At 46.1% G+C, this 22,478-nt stretch carries 22 protein-coding genes and 2 pseudogenes; 18 read left to right on the top strand and 6 right to left on the bottom strand.

Annotated features, from left to right (window positions below; translation table 11 throughout):
- The 8 genes and pseudogenes from ACH0WD_RS06570 to ACH0WD_RS06535 form a co-directional block, all read left to right on the top strand.
- Nucleotides 1-723, top strand: a pseudogene (locus ACH0WD_RS06570) (diol dehydratase reactivase subunit alpha); the annotation flags it as partial.
- A 109-nt stretch (nucleotides 724-832) separates the two neighbouring features.
- Entirely contained in the window at nucleotides 833-1,156 is a 324-nt protein-coding gene (locus tag ACH0WD_RS06565; RefSeq protein WP_001573898.1) for a DUF1889 family protein, read from the top strand.
- Nucleotides 1,157-1,496: 340 nt separating this feature from the next.
- Nucleotides 1,497-2,735, top strand: a complete 1,239-nt coding sequence (locus ACH0WD_RS06560) for an MFS transporter (RefSeq protein ID WP_012543325.1) — start codon at nucleotides 1,497-1,499, stop codon at nucleotides 2,733-2,735.
- 131 nt (nucleotides 2,736-2,866) lie between these two features.
- On the top strand, nucleotides 2,867-4,288 hold the full coding sequence (gene leuC / locus ACH0WD_RS06555; RefSeq protein ID WP_001274857.1) for a 3-isopropylmalate dehydratase large subunit: 1,422 nt from the start codon (nucleotides 2,867-2,869) through the stop codon (nucleotides 4,286-4,288).
- A gap of 1 nt (nucleotide 4,289) precedes the next feature.
- Complete coding sequence (gene leuD, locus ACH0WD_RS06550; protein ID WP_000379342.1) at nucleotides 4,290-4,916, top strand: 3-isopropylmalate dehydratase small subunit; 627 nt, start codon at nucleotides 4,290-4,292, stop codon at nucleotides 4,914-4,916.
- A gap of 14 nt (nucleotides 4,917-4,930) precedes the next feature.
- Entirely contained in the window at nucleotides 4,931-5,809 is an 879-nt protein-coding gene (locus tag ACH0WD_RS06545) for a fumarylacetoacetate hydrolase family protein (protein WP_000780210.1), read from the top strand.
- Nucleotides 5,809-6,723 (top strand): alpha/beta fold hydrolase, encoded by a 915-nt coding sequence (locus ACH0WD_RS06540; protein ID WP_000105592.1) that lies wholly within the window; start codon nucleotides 5,809-5,811, stop codon nucleotides 6,721-6,723. The genes ACH0WD_RS06545 and ACH0WD_RS06540 overlap by 1 nt, the downstream gene beginning before the upstream one ends.
- 33 nt (nucleotides 6,724-6,756) lie before the next feature.
- The gene (locus ACH0WD_RS06535; protein ID WP_000859023.1) at nucleotides 6,757-7,722 is read left to right on the top strand and encodes a LysR family transcriptional regulator; all 966 of its coding nucleotides are present in this window, start codon (nucleotides 6,757-6,759) and stop codon (nucleotides 7,720-7,722) included.
- Here the strand turns inward: ACH0WD_RS06535 and ACH0WD_RS06530 are convergent.
- Complete coding sequence (locus ACH0WD_RS06530) at nucleotides 7,667-7,939, bottom strand: hypothetical protein (protein WP_001675688.1); 273 nt, start codon at nucleotides 7,937-7,939, stop codon at nucleotides 7,667-7,669. The genes ACH0WD_RS06535 and ACH0WD_RS06530 overlap by 56 nt on opposite strands.
- Nucleotides 7,940-8,630: 691 nt before the next feature.
- Here ACH0WD_RS06530 and ACH0WD_RS06525 point away from each other — a divergent pair.
- Nucleotides 8,631-9,029: a hypothetical protein gene (locus tag ACH0WD_RS06525; RefSeq protein ID WP_000766845.1), complete on the top strand. Its 399-nt coding sequence runs from the start codon at nucleotides 8,631-8,633 to the stop codon at nucleotides 9,027-9,029.
- Between the two features lie 46 nt (nucleotides 9,030-9,075).
- Here ACH0WD_RS06525 and stbE read toward each other — a convergent pair whose 3' ends face one another.
- From stbE to ACH0WD_RS06500, 5 genes are all read right to left on the bottom strand, one after another.
- Nucleotides 9,076-9,834, bottom strand: a complete 759-nt coding sequence (gene stbE, locus ACH0WD_RS06520) for a fimbrial biogenesis chaperone StbE (protein ID WP_001247032.1) — start codon at nucleotides 9,832-9,834, stop codon at nucleotides 9,076-9,078.
- Complete coding sequence (stbD, locus tag ACH0WD_RS06515) at nucleotides 9,800-11,125, bottom strand: fimbrial usher protein StbD (protein ID WP_000899102.1); 1,326 nt, start codon at nucleotides 11,123-11,125, stop codon at nucleotides 9,800-9,802. Before stbD ends, stbE begins: the two co-directional genes overlap by 35 nt.
- 4 nt (nucleotides 11,126-11,129) lie before the next feature.
- Nucleotides 11,130-13,691, bottom strand: a complete 2,562-nt coding sequence (locus ACH0WD_RS06510; protein ID WP_000075334.1) for a fimbrial outer membrane usher protein — start codon at nucleotides 13,689-13,691, stop codon at nucleotides 11,130-11,132.
- Entirely contained in the window at nucleotides 13,675-14,436 is a 762-nt protein-coding gene (stbB, locus tag ACH0WD_RS06505) for a fimbrial biogenesis chaperone StbB (protein ID WP_000861796.1), read from the bottom strand. Before stbB ends, ACH0WD_RS06510 begins: the two co-directional genes overlap by 17 nt.
- Nucleotides 14,437-14,497: 61 nt before the next feature.
- Nucleotides 14,498-15,034, bottom strand: a complete 537-nt coding sequence (locus ACH0WD_RS06500; RefSeq protein ID WP_000062038.1) for a fimbrial protein — start codon at nucleotides 15,032-15,034, stop codon at nucleotides 14,498-14,500.
- 663 nt (nucleotides 15,035-15,697) lie between these two features.
- Here ACH0WD_RS06500 and ACH0WD_RS06495 point away from each other — a divergent pair.
- The 9 genes and pseudogenes from ACH0WD_RS06495 to ACH0WD_RS06455 all read left to right on the top strand — a co-directional run bounded on the left by ACH0WD_RS06495 (nucleotide 15,698) and on the right by ACH0WD_RS06455 (nucleotide 22,457).
- Nucleotides 15,698-16,432, top strand: a complete 735-nt coding sequence (locus ACH0WD_RS06495) for a membrane protein (RefSeq protein ID WP_001005862.1) — start codon at nucleotides 15,698-15,700, stop codon at nucleotides 16,430-16,432.
- Nucleotides 16,405-16,705 (top strand): annotated as a pseudogene (locus tag ACH0WD_RS06490) (hypothetical protein). Before ACH0WD_RS06495 ends, ACH0WD_RS06490 begins: the two are co-directional and overlap by 28 nt.
- Before the next feature lie 510 nt (nucleotides 16,706-17,215).
- Complete coding sequence (locus tag ACH0WD_RS06485; protein WP_000868293.1) at nucleotides 17,216-18,790, top strand: EAL domain-containing protein; 1,575 nt, start codon at nucleotides 17,216-17,218, stop codon at nucleotides 18,788-18,790.
- A 99-nt stretch (nucleotides 18,791-18,889) separates the two neighbouring features.
- Nucleotides 18,890-19,633, top strand: a complete 744-nt coding sequence (locus ACH0WD_RS06480) for a transcriptional regulator (RefSeq protein WP_000081365.1) — start codon at nucleotides 18,890-18,892, stop codon at nucleotides 19,631-19,633.
- The gene (locus ACH0WD_RS06475) at nucleotides 19,606-20,094 is read left to right on the top strand and encodes a hypothetical protein (RefSeq protein WP_000545949.1); all 489 of its coding nucleotides are present in this window, start codon (nucleotides 19,606-19,608) and stop codon (nucleotides 20,092-20,094) included. Before ACH0WD_RS06480 ends, ACH0WD_RS06475 begins: the two co-directional genes overlap by 28 nt.
- Before the next feature lie 401 nt (nucleotides 20,095-20,495).
- The gene (locus ACH0WD_RS06470) at nucleotides 20,496-21,020 is read left to right on the top strand and encodes an Ail/Lom family outer membrane beta-barrel protein (protein WP_000830237.1); all 525 of its coding nucleotides are present in this window, start codon (nucleotides 20,496-20,498) and stop codon (nucleotides 21,018-21,020) included.
- Nucleotides 21,021-21,163: 143 nt separating this feature from the next.
- Complete coding sequence (locus ACH0WD_RS06465) at nucleotides 21,164-21,805, top strand: helix-turn-helix transcriptional regulator (RefSeq protein ID WP_000610827.1); 642 nt, start codon at nucleotides 21,164-21,166, stop codon at nucleotides 21,803-21,805.
- 10 nt (nucleotides 21,806-21,815) lie between these two features.
- Nucleotides 21,816-22,040 carry a membrane protein gene (locus ACH0WD_RS06460; RefSeq protein ID WP_000737127.1) on the top strand — a complete coding sequence of 75 codons (225 nt, stop codon included), beginning with the start codon at nucleotides 21,816-21,818 and terminating at the stop codon, nucleotides 22,038-22,040.
- Between the two features lie 57 nt (nucleotides 22,041-22,097).
- A complete protein-coding gene (locus tag ACH0WD_RS06455) occupies nucleotides 22,098-22,457 on the top strand; it encodes a DUF4156 domain-containing protein (RefSeq protein WP_000722978.1) in 360 nt (119 codons plus the stop codon).
- The last annotated feature ends 21 nt before the right edge of the window (nucleotides 22,458-22,478 follow it).

The raw sequence follows: 22,478 nt of genomic DNA, 5'->3' as shown, positions 1-22,478 counted from the left end.
CGCTTACAGATGCAGGCTATCGCCAGCGAGCTAAGCGCCCGGTTAAATACCCCAGTTGAAGTCGGTGGTGTGGAAGCCAACATGGCTGTGGCTGGCGCGTTAACGACGCCTGGATGCGACGCTCCGCTGGCGATCCTCGATTTAGGCGCAGGATCCACCGATGCCGCCATTATTAATAGCGACGGCGTAGTGAAGGCGGTACATCTTGCCGGGGCGGGGAATATAGTCAGCCTGCTAATTCAAACGGAACTGGGCTTAAGCGATCCGTTTTTAGCAGAGGAAATTAAAAAATACCCGCTGGCCAAAGTGGAGAGCCTGTTCAGCATTCGCCACGAGAACGGCGCGGTGGAGTTTTTTCGTGAACCGCTCAGCCCGTCAGTATTTGCCAAAGTGGTGTATCTGAAAGAGGGCGAGCTGATCCCGGTCGATAACCAGACCTCGCTGGAGAAGATTCGTCTGGTGCGCCGTCAGGCCAAAGAGAAAGTCTTTGTCACCAACTGTCTGCGCGCATTACGCCAGGTCTCACCTGGTGGCTCGATTCGCGATATCACTTTTGTGGTGCTGGTAGGCGGCTCATCGCTGGATTTTGAAATTCCGCAGATGATCACCGATGCGCTGGCGCATTACGGCGTTGTCGCCGGGCAGGGCAACATCCGGGGTACTGAAGGCCCGCGCAATGCGGTGGCGACCGGGCTGGTTTTAGCCGGAGAAGCCAAAAAATAGCGCAGAAAACAGCCGCGCAAGCGTTTAGCTGCGGGGTAAGTCAAAGAAAGGCGATGTTCTCTTTGATATCCCGGCGGAGTTGGGTACATAGTATCAAGGTGTCTCTCACGTGGTTAATTTTAAGGATAAGAGCATGCCAACAGCAATTGAAAAAGCCTTGGATTTTATTGGTGGTATGAACACTTCGGCGTCAGTACCCCATTCAATGGATGAAAGTACCGCTAAGGGAATTCTAAAGTATTTGCATGACTTAGGTGTGCCAGCGAGTCCGGAAGTTGTGATGGCAAGGGGTGAGCAGGAGGGATGGAATCCTGAGTTCACGAAAAAAGTGGCCGGATGGGCAGAAAAAGTCGCCTCCGGTAACCGCATCCTTATCAAAAACCCAGAGTATTTTTCGACCTATATGCAGGAGCAGCTCAAAGAACTCGTGTGAGCTGACTATCGAATAAAACGCTAACGGACGTTTCCATCTAAGGATGGCGGCGTCCAGAAGGGTTGCCAGTGACAGTTTTGGACTGCCGATTCATTTCTTTTCGTCAAATTAATGTCTATATATTTATTGAATAAATATATAGTTCATAACTTACTACGTTGCCATTACCGCGTCATTCTTAGATGATCTACATTTCATAAAATACTTGATTCCATTTTGTCTCTATTAAGAAAAATAAAATGTGAACGCTGTCAATTCTGCAAACGTAAAAGATAAATATTGTATACACGGATGTTTGTTGGCAAACAGGCAGATGGCAATCAGGATCTTTTACGGAACATTGTGTATGAAAAATAATATTGAAGAGACAATAGGTAAGTACTTGCCTATTTTAATGATATTACCTCTGGCGGGTTTGGCAGAGTTAGCTTCTTTATATTCAATCCAGGCTTTATTACCAAAGTTAAGTGAGGTTTATAATATTCCATTGAATCAGGTAGGGATGATTTTGTCTGCTGAGGTGGGGTTTCTGGCATTAGCCATGTTATTTAGCGGCACGTTATCTGACCGTTTTGGGCGAAAGCCAATCATTTTTTATTCGTTGCTGGCAGGAGGTATTTTAACTCTATTGTGCGCAACTGCATCATCATGGCCTATGCTGGTGGTATACCGCGCTTTGCTCGGCATTGCAGTAAGTGGTATTACGGCGGCCGTTACAGTCTATATCAGTGAAGAAGTCTCTCCTGCTTTGGCAGGGATTGTTACTGGATATTTTATTTTTGGCAATTCGCTAGGAAGTATGTCTGGTCGTGTGTTTGCAACTTTGATGATGGAGCATGTATCTATAGATACGATTTTCTTTATCTTCGGTGGTGTTCTGATTGCTATGGCACTCGCGGTGAAGTTGTTTCTCCCGACATCCCGACAGTTTGTTCCTACACCTTCACTACAGCTTGGTGCAGTGTTGAAAGGCGGGTTGGAACATTTTAAGAATATCCGCGTATCATTATGTTTTGTCATTGGATTTATTCTTTTCGGCTCTTTTACGTCCATCTTTAATTTTCTGGCGTTTTACCTGCATCGACCGCCTTATGAGCTGAGCTACACCTGGATAGGTTTGATTCCAGTTAGCTTCTCATTAACTTTTTTTCTTGCGCCATATGCTGCCCGTGTCGCGTTGAATATTGGGTCGATGAATGCGCTCAGTATGCTGATCATCTGTATGATGGTCGGTGCATTTCTTACGCTAATCGCCCCTTCTCTGTGGGTTTTCATTTCAGGTATCGTTTTACTGTCAGTCGCATTTTTCTCTGCTCATTCCACCGTATTAGCTTGGGTCAGTTCACGGAGTCCAAACGCAAAAGGACAGGCGACATCGTTTTATCTGCTTTGCTACTACTCTGGCGGTGCAGTAATGGGGTATTTAAACGGGTATCTTTTCTCCTGGCAGGGATGGAATGCTATTGCGGCATCATGTCTGATGATGCTGGGGATAGGATTATTTATCTGCCGGTTTATTTTCGCAAAATATGAGAAACAACCGCAAATCAAAAAACAGTCAGTTCAGGAGAGTTTCTGATTATAGACACGAAGTGTGTTTTTATACTTTCCATAATGGAATCATCATTTTTTCATTAATGTGTCACTATAGCTAAAAGCTTAAACTGTGAATATTTGGCTACCCGGATATTCGTTGCTCCAGGAATATATATGTCTGCTAAAACGCTGTATGAAAAATTAGTTGAGTCACATACCATTCGTGAACTTGATAACGAAGGACATGTTTTACTTTATATTGATCGTTCAATACTGAATGAATATACCAGCCCGCAGGCATTTAGCGGGTTAAGAGAACGCGGCCGCACCGTTCGGCACCCCGACACGTTTTTATTGAATATTGACCATGTTAATCCCACGCGGTCGCAACGGGATGACTTAATGACCGATCCGGGAGGACAGCTACAGGTTGATTACTTTCGGGAAAATGCCGCTGACTTTGGCATCACATTATTTGATGTGCTGGATCCGCGTCAGGGGATTGAACACGTGGTTGCTCATGAACAAGGGCTAGTGATGCCTGGCATGGTGATCGCCGCCGGGGATAGTCACACGACAACCTACGGTGCATTTGGCGCGCTGGGCTTTGGTATCGGGACGTCGGAAATTGAACATCTGCTGGCCACGCAGACGTTGGTTTACCGCAAGCTCAAAACCATGCGCGTAAGTGTTCAGGGAGAGCTACCTTTCGCCTGTTCCGCAAAAGATATTGTTCTTGAATTGCTTGAACGTATTGGCGCTGATGGCGCGACGGGATATGCCATTGAATTTGTGGGTGAGGCCATCAGCGCGTTGAGCGTTGAAGGACGAATGACGCTCTGCAACATGGCGGTAGAAGTGGGGGCGCGTGGTGCCATTATTGCGCCGGATAAAAAGGTTTTTGACTATATCTACGGTAAACCGCAAATGCCTGTAGGTGAACTCTGGCAGCAGGCATTGCTGGAATGGTCACAGTTGAGCAGCGATGCTGATGCGGTATTTGATAAGACGGTGGCGATCAACTGCCATGATCTTGAGCCTAAAGTCACCTGGGGAATCAGTCCGGATCAAACAGGTTCCATCACCGGACGTGTCCCTTTCCCGGAACAGGAAACCAATCCGCTTAAACGCCTGGCGCTTGAGAAGGCCCTTCATTACATGGGATTAACGGCTGGCATGTTGCTGAAAGATATTCGTATCTCTCACGCTTTTATTGGTTCATGCACAAATGGTCGCATTGAGGATTTGCGTGCCGTTGCGAAGGTGCTTGAAGGGCGCAAAATCGCCAGCCATGTTCGCGGGATCATTGTGCCTGGTTCAACAATGGTAAGACGCCAGGCGGAAGAAGAAGGACTGGCGAAAATCTTTATTGCTGCCGGTTTTGAATGGCGGCAGTCGGGTTGCTCAATGTGCCTTGCGATGAATGAAGATGTGTTGTCGCCCGGCGATCGCTGTGCATCAGGTACGAACCGTAATTTCCCTGGACGACAGGGCGCTGGAGCAAGAACGCATTTGATGAGCCCGGCGATGGTTGCGGCGGCGGCGGTAGCGGGGCATCTGGTCGATGTTCGGTCATTACTTCAGGCAGGGGAATAAGATGGATACGTTTAAGCAAATCAGCGGGCGAATTGCGCCGATGCTGGAACCGAATATCGACACTGATGTGATTATGCCAAAACAGTTCCTGAAAGGGATCGATCGCCAGGGGCTGGATAAAGGGGTGTTTTTCGATCGTCGCTTTATGGCTGGCGGCCAACCAAATCCTGATTTTATTCTGAACATGCCGGGCTGGCAGAGCGCGACATTCCTGCTGGTTGGCCCCAATTTTGGCTGTGGATCGAGTCGTGAACACGCCGTATGGGGATTAAAACAACTGGGAATACGGGGGCTGATAGGTAGCACATTTGCAGGCATTTTCGATGATAACTGCCAACGCAACGGGATCCTCACGGTCTCATTAGATGAACCTGCTTTGGCGCGCCTGGCGCAGCTTGCCGCGAGTGCTGATACCAATTCTATCACTGTTTCACTCGATCGCTGCGAAATTACGACGGCAGAGGAAACGATCTCCTTTGTGATCAGTGAACTCAAACGGGCGATGCTGGCCGCAGGCGAAGATGCGATAGCCTGGACATTGCAATACTTGCCGGAGATTGAAAATTTTGAGGTTGCGCATTATTCACGGCGGCCGTGGTTAAAACGCCCTGCATCTCCGCGCGGTTAAGGAAGAAGACTGCAATGAAACTGGTTCAATATCTTGTGAACGGTGGCAAACGCTACGGCATTATGCAGGAAACCGGAATAATTGATCTCTCGCAGCGGCTTGGCGACAAATATCCCACTTTGAAATCTCTACTGTGCGCTAATGCGCTGACGGATGCGGCGTTATGGTGTGATGAGCCGGCGGATTATTACTACCAGGAAGTCACTTTTCTGCCGGTGATTGACGATCCGCAGAAGATCATCTGTGTCGGAATGAATTACGCCGATAAGCGTATTGAGTTTAATGAAACCAACCCGGCCCCAACCCTTTTTGTCCGCTTTGCGGATTCTCAGACCGGGCATAATGGCCTGCTGCTGAAGCCTGAAAATACCAATGAGTTCGACTACGAAGGTGAATTAGCCGTAGTGATTGGGCGGCGATGCTCCCGGGTCAGCGCTGAGGATGCTTTAGATTATGTCGCCGGATACAGCTGCTATATGGATGGTTCAGTGAGGGACTGGCAGCATAGCTGGTTTACGGCTGGAAAAAACTGGCCTTCGACAGGATCATTCGGTCCGTGTCTGGTGACCACAGACGACATTCCCGATCCCCAGATGCTACGTTTACTGACACGACTAAACGGGCGGGAGGTGCAGAACGAATCTACGGCAAATATGATCCATCCTATCGCTTCACTCATTGCTTATATAAGCACCTTTACTCTGCTTTCCCCTGGCGACACGATCCTCACAGGGTCGCCTGGTGGAGTGGGCAAAAAACGCGTTCCACCGCTGTTTTTACACGATGGTGATGTTATTGAAGTTGAGATTGAACATATTGGAACCCTGCGCAATGTCGTCCGGGATAGCCGTTATTTAACATCATCTGTTAGCTGGCATGACGGGAGAAAGTGATGAGTACACTGATTGAATGCGGCGCCTCTCCGTTTATTCCGGGGTTTGCGCTCAAGGATGTTCGTCTGGAAAATGGTCTGACGGTAAGAGTGGCTATCGGAGGCAGCGGTTCACCTTTGGTACTGCTACATGGGCATCCGCAGAATCATACAACATGGCGGAAAGTCGCACCGACATTGGCGCAAAATCATACAGTCATTTTGCCGGATTTGCGTGGCTATGGCGACAGCGATAAACCAACGAGCGATCCGGCGCACCGTACCTATTCAAAGCGCACCATGGCGCAGGATATCGTCATGTTAATGGATGCGCTCGGCTTTTCCCGTTTTGCCTTCGTAGGGCATGATCGTGGCGGACGCGTAGGACACAGGCTCGCGCTGGATTATCCGGATCGTGTGACCTGTTGTACTTTTATCGACATTGCTCCAACCGCGACGATGTACGCCTTGACCGATAAATCCTTTGCTACGCGTTACTTTTGGTGGTTTTTCCTGATTCAACCTTTCCCGTTACCCGAAACGATGATTGCGCACGATCCGGCATTTTTTCTGCGTAAGCATATTTCTGGCCAGCTAAAAATAGAGGGCGCGACCTCGCAGGAAGCATTCAATGAATACCTGCGCTGTTACCAGAACCCTGAGATGATCCACGCGATCTGTGAGGACTACCGGGCTGCTGCGACGATTGATTTGGACGATGATGCCGCAGATACGTCGGCGCGTATCCGGTGTCCGTTACAGTTGCTGTGGGGAGGGCTGGGAACGGTAGGGCAACTATATGATGTGGTTGGTACCTGGAAAGAAAAGGCGCTAAACGTTCAGGGGGAAGCATTGCCTTGCGGACACTCTCCGCAGGAAGAGTGTCCTGAGTACTTTATCCAGAAACTTCAGTCCTTTTTACATTCAGTGTTATAACTCGGTCATTCTTTGCAACTTCGCACTGATGCTATGAAAACGACACCTGTAGGAAAAAAACATCGCCAGCCCCTTGAGGGCTGGCCTTCTGTTGAAGATCTTTTCGTTTTTGTCACCGTTGCTCGCAACGGTGGATTTGCCCGGGCAGCGCTGGAGCTGGGGTTATCTCCCTCCTATATCAGCAAACGTATCGCTATCCTTGAAAAATGTCTCAACGCCCGGCTTTTTTTTCGAAATAACAGAGTGATGCGTCTCACACCGGAAGGCGAAAATGCGCTGGGTGGGGCTATGCAGGTCGTCAGTGAAATGGATGGTTTTGTCAGTCGTTTGGATAATCAACGTGGTGTGTTGGCTGGTAATATCACCATCAACTGCTCATTTGGTTTTGGGCATAAATATGTCGCAGAGGCGCTGTCGTCATTTATGATCGCCTATCCTGATATTACGGTAAAACTCACGCTAACGGATCGTGAAGTGGATCTGGTGGAAGAGGGGATCGATATTGAAATTCGCGTTGGGGATGATATCAACGAATTGTATATCGCACGGCAGTTAGCCACTAATCGACGGATCCTGTGTGCTTCCCCTGAATACCTCGAACGCCACGGCAAGCCAGAGTCTGTTAGTGCGCTTGTGCAGCACGATTGCCTAATGATTCAGGAAAAAAACTCGGCATTTGGCAATTGGATATTAACGGACGGTAAGCAGCAGACACATTGCCGACTAAACGGTTTTCATTCTTCCAACAGCGGCAGTGTGGTGCTTATTTGGGCCTTGAAAGGCCATGGCATTACATTGCGGTCGGAATGGGATGTTGCGCAGTATATTGAACGAGGTGAGCTGGTTCGCGTGTTGCCTCAGTGGTATCAGGAAGCGAATATCTGGGCTGTATATACCCGGCGTTCATCAAGTTCTGATCGTATCAAAATCTGCATCGATTTCCTCACGGAGCATCTTGCACAATGCTTGCCAGGCGGTAAAGCACCGGGCGTACTGTGATCAGTCGGCGCCAACTGTCGTGGCGCCAGATGCTCTGACTTACGTTTACTGTTAGGTGTTCTTTTTGCCAGCACCCAGTAGCTTTTAGGGCGTTGCGTTGGTGGCGCGGTTTTGTTTCCGCTATCGTGGCAAAGTTATCTTTTATCCCACCACGAGGCCCAACCTCCACATAGATACCTCCATTATTACCGGATTTCTCACCTGGTTTTAACGTCATATTTTATCTCCTGATTTTTGGGTGACGATTATCGGAGGTTGAGAATTCTATTGGTATCGGCTGGATGGCATTGTAAGTATCACACACTCACTCCATAACAATCAGATTGATTGAGCGACTACTTTAGCTCAATAGATATGTGTTCATCTTAAGCGTATTATCGCAGGTTAGCAATTAAAATTCTTTTAAAAAACAATACCATCCATCAATTCAATCTGCTGATTTTTCGAGGTTTTCTCAAATTTAGTTATGCTTATGTAATGCTACCTAACTGACTAAAAGTAATGCTCTTTTCACACAAAAGCCTTAACAGAGGAAACGCAATATTACGTGACTTAATGCCTCTGCTCATTCTCATTAGTTATACCAATGTAATGTTTTCTCACAGCAAAAGAGAAGTAGCTACCTGTGCAGCATTATAGGCGGAAAATCCATTGGGGGTATTACCAAAGATGAAATAGAAAATTAATATTATTAATTAAATGAATATGAAATAGGTATTGTTCCTGTTATCGTTACAACCTTTTCTGTCATAACAATCTTCTCATTTTCTTTCTCGCATACTTGCTGAGCATGGTATAAATGTCTATGAGGACGTCAGCTCGGAAAGCATTCGTTCTGCATGGTATGCCTTTCGCTATTCTCAGGGGCGTGAAATGAAAGTTTTCTTTGATGGAGTCTATATAAGTATATGAAATTGATAATAATCCTCCTTCTCGCGCTATTCCCGTTATGTTCATCTGCCAGCAATCATTATGCCCTTGTTTTTGAAAATAACACGATACTGCTTGTTTTAAATCTTAAATGTTCTCCCTGTGATTTAAACTGCGCAAATATTCAATATCAGCTTTTCAATAAAGAGACGGAATCTGTTATTTCAGGGGTTGCTAAGCCTGTGACAACGGGCATCGAAAATAATTTTCGTGGTTATATGATGCGTAATAATAATACGTTCTACACATTAATTGAGTCAGATAATGAAAACGTATGGGATATGTCTGTTGAGGAGAAGGGAACTCAACAGAACAAAGATGCCGTGCAAAAAGTAAAATATCAGCTTAATACTATTTTTGACAATGGTACATGCTGAGTCTGACTTGTCTCAGGGATACGATCGCATCCCTGAATATTTCCCATCAAAACTCAGGAGTAAAATCACTCTCACTAATATATTTTTCCAGTATGGCGGTATATTGTCGCCAGTTCCCGGAGTCATTGATTACTGCATAATTTATCGATGCTCCCGGCGTTGGCGAGCGTGTTAGCGGCACATCACGTGCTGTTTTCGGCGCAACCATGATATCGCCGATACTTTTCTTGTTATCCATCGTTAACGTTAAACTCATATACCACGAGGTGGGGTTAACTATCCGTATAGTATTCTCTTTAGCAATAAAGCGTAATTTTTTCTCCTCCGCTTCCGTTGGCGCTTTTAATCCGGTCGGGCGAATTAAAATTTTTAGCCGCAAACGAAGCGGTAATACCAGTTTTCGCGGGTGGTTTTTAATGTCCTGGGTGACTGGCGGTATCTGATAAATGTTTAGCCAGAAGAGACTCTCCCGGTCCGTTGCCAGCTGCTGGCGGGAACTCAGGAGCAGGCGAAGCGTTCTCAGTTCTCCTGGCTGCATTTTAAATACCGGCGGCAGCGCCACCAGCGGCGTTTTGCTGTTATCCGGAGAGGCGTCAATGTTTCCGGCGTCGGTCCATACCTGTAACAGCATCGGCGTTGTATTATCGTTGGATAATGTCAACGATTGAGCGACATCATCTGAAGCAAAAATAATTCGGGTTCTGTCAATATTAACGGCGGCTTGTGCCGGGCCATACCATCCCGTCAACCCAAGTAGCGTTAATATGACTTTACTGAAAACTAACCACTGCCTGTAATTGCGCATTCACGCTTCCTGCCGTTACTGTTTGTCCGCCGATCGCCTCAAGCGAGGCAGTAAAATCACCGCTGTAGGTTTCTACTGAACCGGATGATACCCGTGTGGTTAAATCTTTATAGCCATACCAGCCTCGGGCGTTGCCAGTGCCTGTCTTGATCCGATCGGGTAACAGGTTAATTGGCGTACCGGCATCGTTATAGATGCGGATACCCACTCCGGAAGCTACGCCAGGTTCGCCATAATGGGTGTCCAGTAGCCACGACAGACCGCCTGCGGATGTGGTTAGCCCCAGGCGACGCGCCGCCGCCACAGCGGTGGGTTGATTAACGACAAACCCCATTGCGACATTAGCGGCGCTGGTGGACGGGAGGGCACTGGACACGGCGCCGGACTCACATTCCAGGCTGACGTGGAAAGGCGCCTGACTATTGCCTCCGGAGGCTAATATGCCGACGGCGACAGGGGGAATTTTCACGATCGCAGGATAATCTGTGATTTTACATAACGCGCCGCGAACATAGGTGACGCTATTATATGTACTCCATGCCCCGGGCCAATAGCTGGGCCAGCCATAATAATCGCTGGCATGATCCAGTCCCGCTTTGATCCGCTCGGTAATCAAGCCTGGGCCTTTAAACGCGATATAACCCCGAGGCTGCGTCCAGGTATCTCGGTCCATTGGATTCTGGTAGGCAAAATATTTTCTTGAGTCAATTTTAAACATCTCATATAACACGTTGCTAAACGCGCTGGCAGGAATATAAATATATTTGTCATCCTGAAACCAACTGTCTGCGGTAAGTTGGCGTTCTTTCCAGAAGCGGCTGTAATATTCGCCGGTACTGAGGTTTGTCATACGGACAGCAACATTACGCTCCACATCATAATAAGCGCCTTCTACTTCGGGAGTAAAAAATGCCCCCGCAAAAGCGCTATCGCCATTTGTCGAATACATCTCATAGAGCTTCCCGGCATCGGCGGTATCGCAGCGGTAAAGTACCTGTTTACTGGAATAGGGCGTGCCGGTGGCGGCCGTCAGGAAGTTACCGATCCCACTGGCCAATAGCGTGCCGGAGGGTTGAAATGTTTCACTATTACTGACGCTAATCACCGTTGGCAAACCGATATTACCGGTATTTGTGTCAGTTGCGCCGATCCAGTTTTGCGCCGTGTAGCCCGCTTTTATCGCCGCGTCAGAGAGCGCGCTCTTATCGGTGACTTTGATACATGACGACCATGTTCCGGCGCTGACGAACAGGCTGGTGATAAACAATAGCGTTCGGAAACTAAAAAGCATTGTGCTATTCCTTCTCGCAGATTTTGTTCAGATAGAGAAACGGTTCTTTGGTGTGAAGATCGAGTTGGTAGGCAACCCGGCAACGCTGGTTTGCCCCTGTTCCCCAGCGCACCAGTAGAGAACCCGACGGATGGGCGATACGGGCATAAATCTGCCCACTCTGGCCGACCATGCCGATGTTTGTGCCTTCACCGTTGAAAACATCAGCGCCCATTGGCGGTATGCCGCCATCCGGCATCTTCACGGAGATCAGCACTGCTTTGCCGCTGATAGTGGCGAAATTGACACGCGCGATGGCGCCGGCATAGGGCACAATCTGCTGACTTCCTCCCGTCAGTTCGGCATCGCTGCGCATCTTACGGGTATCGAGCGTAACGTTATTGACGCGGTAAGGAGATAACGAAGGCAGAATGGCGTAACCAAAGCGATCAACCACAGCGCCCTGGCCATTTTGTACGATCGCGCCCTGCGCGCCATCGGCATGAATAAGCGCAAAGGTATCGCTGGTATAGGGGCCAGCCGTCAGACCGCCAGGGTGAAGTACCAGGGTGCCGGACGCGCCCAGCCCTTCCTGACGATAGTTATCACCCTGGTCATAGTTGGCGCGAAGTGCGCCAAACCGGGTGTTTTGTTGTAGATTACCGCCAAACGTCGTTGGCGCGCTGCTATCGCTATTACTATTGCGATAACGCTCGTAGCCGCCATAAACCGACCATGACAGGTCGCTGTTTTCACCGTTACTGCCGGTCATGGATACGGTTGAGGAACGGCTTTGACTGGACTGGTTATAATTCATGGCGACAGACGTTCTGTTTTCGCCCCAATCCAGCGGTATAGAGACATTAAACGACATTGTGGTTTCGGTATATTTTTGTCGGCTACTCACGTCCAGTGGTTCGTTAACGCCGTGATAAAAGCGATCGTAATCCCAGGTGGTGCGCTGTCGTGCGATATTCACCCCGTAGCTTATATTCCGCCACTGGTTGCTATACCCCATTTGTAGCTGTGTTATACGCGATTGGTTATTGTAGTAGTCTGCGGTGCTGGCGCTGAGGTTAAGCGTGCCAAGCCGTCCTAACGGCTGGCTTACCGTCGCGGACAGGCGATTGCGCTGATGCAGCGTGTCGGAGTAGTAATCAATCCCCGTTTTTGCTTCCCGGCGTACGCCGAGCACGTCCTGAAGATCGCGAAAGCCGTTGGTTGAATAACGATAAGCCGCCAGTACCAGGTTAGTGCCGGTGGTAAACGTTTTGCTGTAACTGAGTTCCGCGCGCCAGCCTTGCTGGCGATCGTTATGCTCTGCGCGCGCATTCGACCAGGTGGCGTTGAGGCCGAATGCGCCCATACCGGTGGCCCAGACGCCGCCCGCCAGCCATGCCTGGTAACGCTGCGCAATTCGTGAACCGAGGTTGAGGGTAATGGTGTTATTAACGCCGTGCTGGAACGTTCCCTCAAAGAAACGATTTTCAATATCGTAGTACTGACGAACCCTGCCGAAGGCCAGCGAATAGTGCCAGTTACCGGGACGTACCGAATCCGGCACGGAAGAATAAGGCACGGTGAAACGTGAGGTTTTACCGCTGGCCTCGATAACCTCTACCTCCAGATCGCCTTGATAACGGGTGTTGTACAGATCGTCAATATAAAATGGGCCCGGCGGAACGTTGGTTTCATAAATCACTTTCCCCAGTTGTTTTACTACCACGTGCGCGCTACTGGCCGCTACGCCCCGAACTTCCGGCGCATAACCGCGTTTGCCCTGCGGGCGCATCCGCTCGTCGGTGACAAGTTTAGCTCCGTTAAAAGACAGACTGCCGAATAAGCTGGAGTCCGTATAGCTATCGCCCAGCGACAGAATACTGTTAATAGACGCGACAGGTCTTTGCACCCAGGTTCGAACGCTATTATAGCGCCAGGCGCTTCCACTCTGGTTGCTATTGGCATAGCGCAGATTACTTTGATGACGGACCTGCCAAAGTCCGAGGTTAACGCCCATGTTTAAACCGCTCCATAAGTATTGGTAGCGATAATGGCTGTCGGTATTTTCGGTGTGGGTCCAGTTTGTGTTATGGCGTAAAAACAGCGCCAGCGCGCCGCTATCCCACTCTGAAGGGGAGATATAACCGCGCGGTTTGTGCGTAAGTTCGGTCATTGGAATCGTTAGCAACAGGCGAAGCGTGGCGCTATCAAATTGCCAACCGGCATGAGGCACCCACTCCCTGAGCGGGCGACACTCGGTCGCAGCGTCGGTCGCGGGGAGTGATTTTATCTGTGCTGCTTTCATCACCGATAAGGGCAGACAGGGTTCAGTCTGTTGACCCTCTTTTACAGCATTAAATCGAATATTAGTGCTCGAGGTTACCAGCGTGCCATTAACGTAAACGTCGGCAAGATAGTCTCCGGAAGGCGTTTGCTGTTCATTAAAACGGGCAATATTTTGTCCGTAAGTGGCCCCCTGAAGTAGCGCAGGATCAAAATAATACTCTTCACCCTGCGCGGAGCCTGAGCAAACTATGGCGATCAATAGCGCAAGGCTTTTGCGGTTCAAATTAATGGTGGGGGACATCGTAGCTCTCGCTTATCCTTGCGCCCAGGTCGTTAACCAAAGTAACGGTGACTGTACCGGAGAAGGATTTGAGTGACCGTTTGCCCGGCAGCCACCAGGTTTGACTGGAGAAAGGGGCAATCATGTCAGCATCCAGGTTATACGAAGCGCCGTTCACTTTTACATTCAGGTTACTTAAAGAGGCAAACCAGGGCTGCGGATTAACAATAACAATACCGCTTTTTCCGGAACCCTTATTTACCGTTTTAATCTGTAGTTTTTTCGCCAGATTATCAGGTTTACCTAGCCCGTCAGGACGATAGAAAAGTTTTATTCTTGAGCGCAGCATCACCAACATTTTATTTTGCCCGCTGTCGCTGCCAATATTCGTTGGTGGTACCTGTAATACGTTAAACCAGAATACTGATTCACGATCCTGCGGCAATTTTTTTGTGTTGTTATAAATTACGCGTACCACCTGGCCTGCTTTGGGTTGAATACGAAATACCGGCGGCGTGGCAATGAACGGCATCGCGCTGCTATTTTCCGGGCTGGTATTCATATCGCCATCATCAAACCAGGTTTGTACGATATAAGGTATTGCATCATTATTTTTTAACTGCACATCTACGGAGGAGGCTGTTGATGGGTAAATTATTCGGCTACCCAAAATAGTAACGCTCGCCCACGATGCTGTGGCGGGTAGGGCCAGCAATAGAAAAACTATTAAGTAATATAATGCGGAATGTCGGGTATCCACTTTCATCTCAACAACTCCCTGGCGATTGAAAATGGTCTGGCGTTTCAACGCCAGACCGTAGCGACAATTATTTATACGAAACGGCGTATTGAAGTGTGGCAGCGACTGTCCCAGCCTCTGCTTTCCCGGTAGAGTAATACCGCGCGGTATAAGTCGCGCTCGCTTCAGAAGCATTTGGTTCCAGCTGTAGGTCGCCGTCGCCAGTAAAGCCGCCGGTCAGATTGATTGGCTCCCCTGAAGTGTCGAGTAATTGGACTTCAACATTTTTCGCGCTGCCAGTATTACCCAGGTTACCGTTACTGGTGACCTGATTACCGACAAAGACAGTGGAAATTTTTGTTGTTTTGTCCTGAGAGCCGGTACACCCGGACAGCCCAATATCAAACGTTATTGGCCCCGCGGTTTTCCCTTGTTCTGATAACTCTTTAGTACTTACTGTTGGCAATAACACGACGGGTTTAGCCTGATTACCATTAATCACGACAGAGCACGTTTCATCAGAGACTTCCCCTTGAAAGGTGATGGTGTTATCAGAAACAGCCATCGCGCTGCTGGAGACAAGAAGTGAGCCTGTGATCATTGCTAAATACTTTTTCATAGACATATGATAATGTTCCTGTATTAATCTTTACTTTTTCAGGACGAGTGCAATTCGCCCGAATGTTTCGTGCTTATGGAGGAGTGGTAAAAATAACGATCATTAACTCTATTTTTGGATGTGAGCTATACCCTCCTGACTATTGATAATGCGATATAAAACAAACAGACTTATTTCTCTTATCATGAAATAGAGCGATAAGCGCTTTCGTCCATACATCTCATTGGTACAACTGATAGTGTTATCATTTGATTGAGTGTAATCCGATAACAATTCTCTCCGCGTCTGAATAGATAGACTATGTTGCAATACAAACCTGCACATTTTTGCTATGTAAAATCCGTATCAGTTAAACCTCCCGATGGATAATACGATGGTGAGATTAAGGTAAATTTTCTGAAATGTGCTTCTGAAACAGTATAATTAGTCTTACTTTTTTCTTACTTTTGGCCTTTCAGAAGTTTCCTGAGTTTGCGTTAAGGTAAAGAAAAGTGTTCAGATTTACCTATAACTGTTTGATTTGTAATGTGCAGGTAATACTTGTGTCAATTATTGTTTACTATAAGTGAGACTTATAAGTTAAACTCAGGTTAATTAGGGGGCTGAATTCTTTTTTGAGCATGATAATATGTCGTCTGAATGATGGATGCAGTTACCTTTAGGATTGTCATGAATGAAAGCATATTTTTACTTGATAAGCGTGTTGTATTTGATAGTACGAAGATGACCTTATCGCATGGTAATGAGATAATCAGAATATCAGAAGCTGAGACCCATCTGCTTCTTGCTTTTTGGCATGGTCTTTACAAAAAAGAAGATATTATTCATTTTGTTTGGGAAAATCGTGGAGGCTGCGTCTCAGAATCAAGTTACTATAAACTCATTAATCAAATGAGAAATGATTTTAGTAGCATCGGTCTACAGCCATCTGATATCGTAACTCGCCCTCGGGTGGGGGTATCGCTGTCTGTTGCCATTGAACCTATAAAAAAAATCACCTCCCTAAAGGTGAGTGATGAAAACGTTAAAGGCACCCCGACTCGGGAGAACGTATTTTACAAAATTAAACGTCACAGCGTATTTGTGGTATTAACAGGAGCTATTCTTCTGGCATTGCTCTATGGTGTATTTACTATATATAAAGCGCCTGTTCGTAACAGCCCTGATAGTTTTTTTACATATCTTGGCGAATATAACGATTATGCAATCTATAAAACAAAAGAGGATAAGGTCACATTAAGTGAAGTAGTTTTTGCTTTTAACTCTCTAAAAATTAAAATTTACCGGCAAAATGGACGCCATCTTTATTATATCAGGGAGCCTAACATGAATATTTTTCTGCAATGCTTAAATCCTGTTGAAATGGCGGTGCCAAAATGTATTACAGTAAAAGAACGTTACTGATTATATTTGTAATATTTATCGCCATTGCCGCAATCGGATCGATAATAGCGCTTGAGTGGGTAAATCGTGACTCTTATAGAACCAATAATCTTATATGCACGACAAAATCAGAAGCGTATATTGAACCACGAAAATTGTACATGGATGGTGGACTTGTGCTGGATCTTAAATCCGGCAGGATTACCCTACACTACGATGTTACTACCGATACGAAAGAGAAACGGCTTTTTTTTCGTGATATCTGCATCAGCAAACTACGCAGAACGGGTATGAAAACATTTACTTTTAAAGTCAATTCAGTTAAGACTTTTGAGTCTGATACTGCTGGCGATTTGTTTTCCTGGTTGAGACTGTTACAGCCTGGTACGATTAATGAGTTAAAGATGGTCAAAATTGGGAAAAATACCTACATGTTTTCGCTTAATCGGCATTTGTATAATGTGTGTACCACCAGTAGTAACGTTGAGTTGTAGCCAATAATCCCTGTATTGATGGGAATTCGTTCCGTGATTTATGCCTCATCAGGCAGCGAACCTGGCATCAGACTAACATATTGAATGCGTCTGTATTTTAGATATCTGCTATCGCTTATTTTAACGATAGTATCCTGCACCTGTTGGGTATTGATATTTTCTTGTCTATTTTCGGCACAGGGAGTGCCATCTTGCTATCATTAAGAACGTATAACCTATCTCTCAATATTGCTTTTCTATATTAATGTTACTTTAGTTATCCTATAAAAGCGTACAGTGGCAAAAGGAAGGCCGGTAAGAGGGCAATGATTTGAAAGTAAGAAAGCTATTTCTGATGTTGTTTATTGCCGTTCCACTGATCGTAATGATATTGGTGGGGTTACTCGCGGGTATCTTCCAGCTAAAACGAGATATCGCCGTCAGCGCCAATACGCTGCTGCGGTTTAGCGCGGATATATCTGCCGCCTCCTGGCAAGTCGCCGGAAAAGCCGCCAGACTGGCTGAGAGTTCCTGTACTGACACGCTGAAAGAACTGTCCAGAACGCGGGCCTTCACTCCTTATGTCCGTGACATTGGGTTTCTGGAAAATGGTGATATCACTTGCTCCTTTGTCACAGGAACCGAACGCTATCATTTTTCCCGGCTGGCAGGGCTTTCTTTACCTGCTTCTTATCCGGAACGGTGGTTGCGATCTATCGGTAGTATGGCCGAAGGACCCGATCGCCTTGTTGTGGTTTATGTGAAAAAAGTAGCAGCGAATAAAGCGGCCTTCGTCATTGTGGATTCGCAGTATGTCCAGGAGCTCATGGAGATATTGGCTGCAGAGAGAGCATCAGCCTTTAGCCTGACATTCGGCGCAGGGGAGGCAATTACCAGCGCTGCGACGTTGCGCGGTAAGGCGTTTTTAACGCAGCGCTTCACCTCAACCGATCACACTATCCAGCTGATGGTGCGAACCCCTTTCTCAACGTTATCGGCATACTGGTTACAAAACCTTTTTATTTTTGTTCCGCTGTCATTGTGTCTTTCTGTAGGGATGATATTGTTCTACAGGCGCTGGTATTTAAAACGTTTATCTCTGGCCCGGGAGATTGCCAGGGGAATAACGCACAATGAGTTTACGGTACATTATCAACCTGTTTTTAATGTTAAACACGGTAGTTGCGGTGGCGTGGAGGCGCTAATGCGCTGGCCGCAACCGGATGGCCGTTTTATAACCCCGGATATTTTTATTACCGCCGCAGAAAATGAAGGCATGATTATTCCACTCTCTCGTCATCTGTTCGAACTGATTGCTCATGACGTGATAAACTGGACTGTACCGGATGATTTCTATATCAGCGTAAATATATCGCCTGCGCATCTTATGGATGACGGTTTTATACAAGATATAGAGGCGCTCAGGACTCGTTTGGGAACGATAACGCTTATGTTGGAGCTCACCGAACGTAGCCTGATTGTAGAACCTTCACAGGTCGCAGAAAAACTTTCAACGCTCCGTGAAAAAGGCGTGTTAATAGCGATTGATGATTTTGGAACCGGCTATTGCTCACTCTCCTATCTCCAGCAATTACCTGTAGACTCTCTTAAAATAGACAGAACGTTTATCGATACCATTGATACCAGCAGCAATGATGTTCCTGTCCTGGATACTATCATTACGCTGAGTCAGCGACTGGGGCTCAATGTGGTTGCCGAAGGGGTCAGTACCCAGCACCAATTGCGTTACATCTTAAGCCACGGGGTAGGATTCGTTCAGGGATTTCTTTATGCCAGGCCGATGGGGGCTAATGACTTTATGAGCTGGCTTGGCAAGTCGGCCCAGAGGCAAAATGGTCTGCTCAAGGGGGAAAACGAATCTGCGAGTGGTCTGGTGGCTGAATAATACAGGAGCTCGCTACGGAAAAAAATTCAATAGCGCGATATATCCTGGTAATATGTTTATGCCGTGAAGAAACGTGATAGCACTGGGGCGGATATTTTTATGAGTCAGAACAATTATCTGATTGACAAAAGAGTTATTCTTGATTGTGAACGAATGACGCTTTCCTGCGCCGGAGAGTCGATAACGATATCTGAATCGGAACGCAGTTTGCTTATCGCTTTTCATGAAGGCCTTTTTAAAAAAGATGATTTAATTAACTATGTCTGGGGGCGCAAAGGTGTCGTGGTCTCTGATGCCAGTTATTATAAATTGATTAACCAGCTACGAGGGTCATTTGATAAAATTGGTCTTAAGGGGGCGTCTGTTGTGACTCGTCCTCGCGTGGGTGTTTTACTCTCAGTTTCCATTGAACCGTTGAGTGATGAGGCGCAAAATACGCCGTTGCCTGCTGTTGCTGAAACAGAATTATCGACGGTTGAAGTGCGACGCGATGACACTATTATCCCCCCAATACCGGGCGCTGTGAATAAAAAAGATTGGCTCTACTTTTGCTTGGCCGCGCTTCTAATGTTTTTTATGATGTATAAAGTTAAGGGTGAAAATATTGATTACTTTACCCTTCAGGGTTCGTATGATGGATACACTTTTTATAGTGTCGGGCATGATAAAACCCATCTGACGGATATCGTTGAAGCGTACTCTGAGATGAGTAATGAAATACATAAACAAAACGGAAAAATCATTTATTACATTCGCGTTCCTAATACAAATATTTTTGTCCAGTGTCTTAACCAACTTGATATAGCGGAGCCGAAATGCATTTCTATAAAAGAACGTTATTAAGCGTGGCGACGCTTGGTATGTTGGCTGTTTCAGTCGTACTGATGGTAGTTTGGGTACGAAACAGTAGCCATAGTTCTATTAATACTAATGAATTTTTATGCACGACAAGAACGGTAACGACGATACAGCCTAAAGATATCCATGCCGATGGCAGTCTTGTTCTTGATTTTAAGATGAAGAGAATTACGCTTCAATATGAAATAAAAACAAAAGATAACGGTGTAAAAATATTATACCGGGACGTATATATGAAAAATTTACATCGAACAGCGCCTGGTGTTTATACGTTCGAAGTATCCCAGGTAAAAGTCTTTGCCACGGACACGGCTGGCGATCTGTTATCATATTTACGGGTTCTGCATCCGGAAGCGGCTAATGAGATTCGAATATCTAAAGTGGGTGAGAAAACCTTTTTTTATTCTCTTAATCGGCAGCTTTATAACGTTTGTACCGCGCAGTAGATCTGAATGTTGTCTGAATGTGTCAGAAAGCGAGTTGCGAAATTGCCCTCCGCAAGGGTAAAGGTTAACTCAATAATCAATTAAAATACATGCAAAACAATGAGTTATGAATTTTTTACTCGTCAGGGAGGTAACTGATACTCGCTGATAACCTCTCGCAGTCCGCCTGACGGATGCGATGCCAGGATCGGGTCTGAAGCAACTATGAATCCGCCATTAATAAAAAAGTAAGAACTCTGTAAGACTGATTTCATATCCATTATCGAATATATCAGGTTATATTACCTCCGCAGTTGGCATGACTGGTAATAAGCGCATTAGGTGCTCTTAATCTAAATGCTATTTGTGTGCCATAAGTTCCGGTACCGCCTTAATTATATATCAAAAATGGAGTGGTTTTAATGAAAAGACGGTCTTCGTTCCTTGTTTTTTTAGGTTTATTATTAGCGTCACCTTTAGCTTTGGCTAACGATCAGCACACCGTATCGTTTGGTTATGCACAAACTCATCTCAGTTCATTGAAAAATAGCGATAGCAAAGATCTGCGAGGCTTTAATTTTAAATATCGTTACGAGTTTAATGAGACCTGGGGGATGTTAGGCTCATTCACCGCGACGCGCAATGAAATGGAGAACTACACCTGGAAAGAGGGGAAATTGCATAAAAATGGTTCCGATTCTGTAGACTATGGTTCTTTGATGTTTGGACCAACATATCGTTTTAATGACTATGTGAGCCTGTACGGTAATGCGGGTATAGCGACGATGAAATTTAATAAACACTCAAAAGAAGACTCCTTTGCCTACGGCGCTGGCGTAATATTTAATCCAGTTAAGAGTATATCTATCGATGCATCATGGGAAGCCAGTCGTTTCTTCGCTGTGGATACCAATACATTTGGTGTCAGCGTAGGTTATCGCTTCTGATATTAAAAGTATAAGCGTTACGTTTATGGCAAGGAATTAAAAATAATATGGCGCTGCTACAGAATAGGGATGGTTATGAGCGCTCAGGTAATCTTAAGAGGAAGATAAAACACTCACCGTAGCGTTATTCTATTGATGAAATTATGATAAATTCACTATCGGAACAACTTCCGTTAAAAACGATAGGTATAGTTTTAACGGATGATTATTATACTTATTTAGGCATCGCTTCACTCTTTGAGGATGGGAAGTGCTTTATGTTCCCACTCAATGGAGAATATAATTCGTGTCAGATATCAGCTAGCGAAGATATCATAATTATTATTGATGGACGAGTTTTGATTCAGGGGGTCTGGAAAGGTTTTAAGGCGCTCATGCAGCATTATCCACATGCTCGTCGAATCTGGCTCACGCGCAGAGATATTGGAAAACTTTATCCACATGGCTGCGATAGAGATCCTGATATCGATCCCGATTTGGCAAAGCCTGTTTTTATTGAGCATTTCATTAAATACGCTTGTGCAAACGAAGTAGCGGTCGGTGAACTTGCGCCGTTGACAAAAAAGGAGGAGGAGTTGTTATGGCACTTTTTATATAAAAAGTCGATGAGTCAGATCGCCAGTAGCTATGGCATGAGTCGTAAGACTTTGTACATTCATAGATTGCGTATCTGTCGTAAATATGGCTTCAAACGCTTTTTCCATTTGCTATTTATTTACCAAAGAAGTCGCCATATCTTCGCATCTAAAATTTGCCGTGTAGACAAAAACGCCGATCAGGCTTGAAGCAAACAAGATGAAAAAGTTAACGATGAGAGAGTGTGAAAGCATCAATCCTACTATGCTGCTTGCCATTAAGATACTTATCTCGGCGCTTGACGAAAAAACAAAAATAAGGCTCAGAGAGCATATTGAAAAAACTGAACAAGAAATAGCCTCAAGCATACATGATAGCATCATGACAGAGACTTTTCTTCAGCAAATGAAAGACATTCGTTACATCTTAAATATAGTTCCTTGACGGCGTTCAGAAGCAAGAACGCGTTATTATTTAATGATTAATAGACCAGGTATTAGTATGAAAAAGATCTTAGTATGTTTCGTCGGCTTGGCTTTAACCGCATGTAGTGCTAATTCGTTGAATTATGGCGCTGAACAGGTACGGGTGATGACCAGCGAGCCAGGTAAGGAATGCAGTTACTTAGGGGATATCACGGGCAGCCAGGGGAATTTCTTTACCGGTGGCTGGACTTCCAACAGTAACCTGGAAACGGGTGCCCGTAACGATCTGAAAAACAAAGCTTATAAAATGGGCGGAAATACGGTAGTCCTGTTAACCCAGCGTGCAGGCCAGACAGGAAGTTCATGGCACGGTTCGGGCTCAAGCAAACAAACGAATGTCACGTTAAGCGGGAACGTTTATCGTTGCCCTCGTTAACCTTATTTTGCAGGTAATATA

Source organism: Salmonella sp. 2020_1395, from assembly GCF_043848115.1.
GTDB lineage: Bacteria > Pseudomonadota > Gammaproteobacteria > Enterobacterales > Enterobacteriaceae > Salmonella > Salmonella enterica.
The sequence above is the reverse complement of the archived record's forward strand: the minus strand, read 5'-3'. Positions and strand labels throughout refer to the sequence as shown.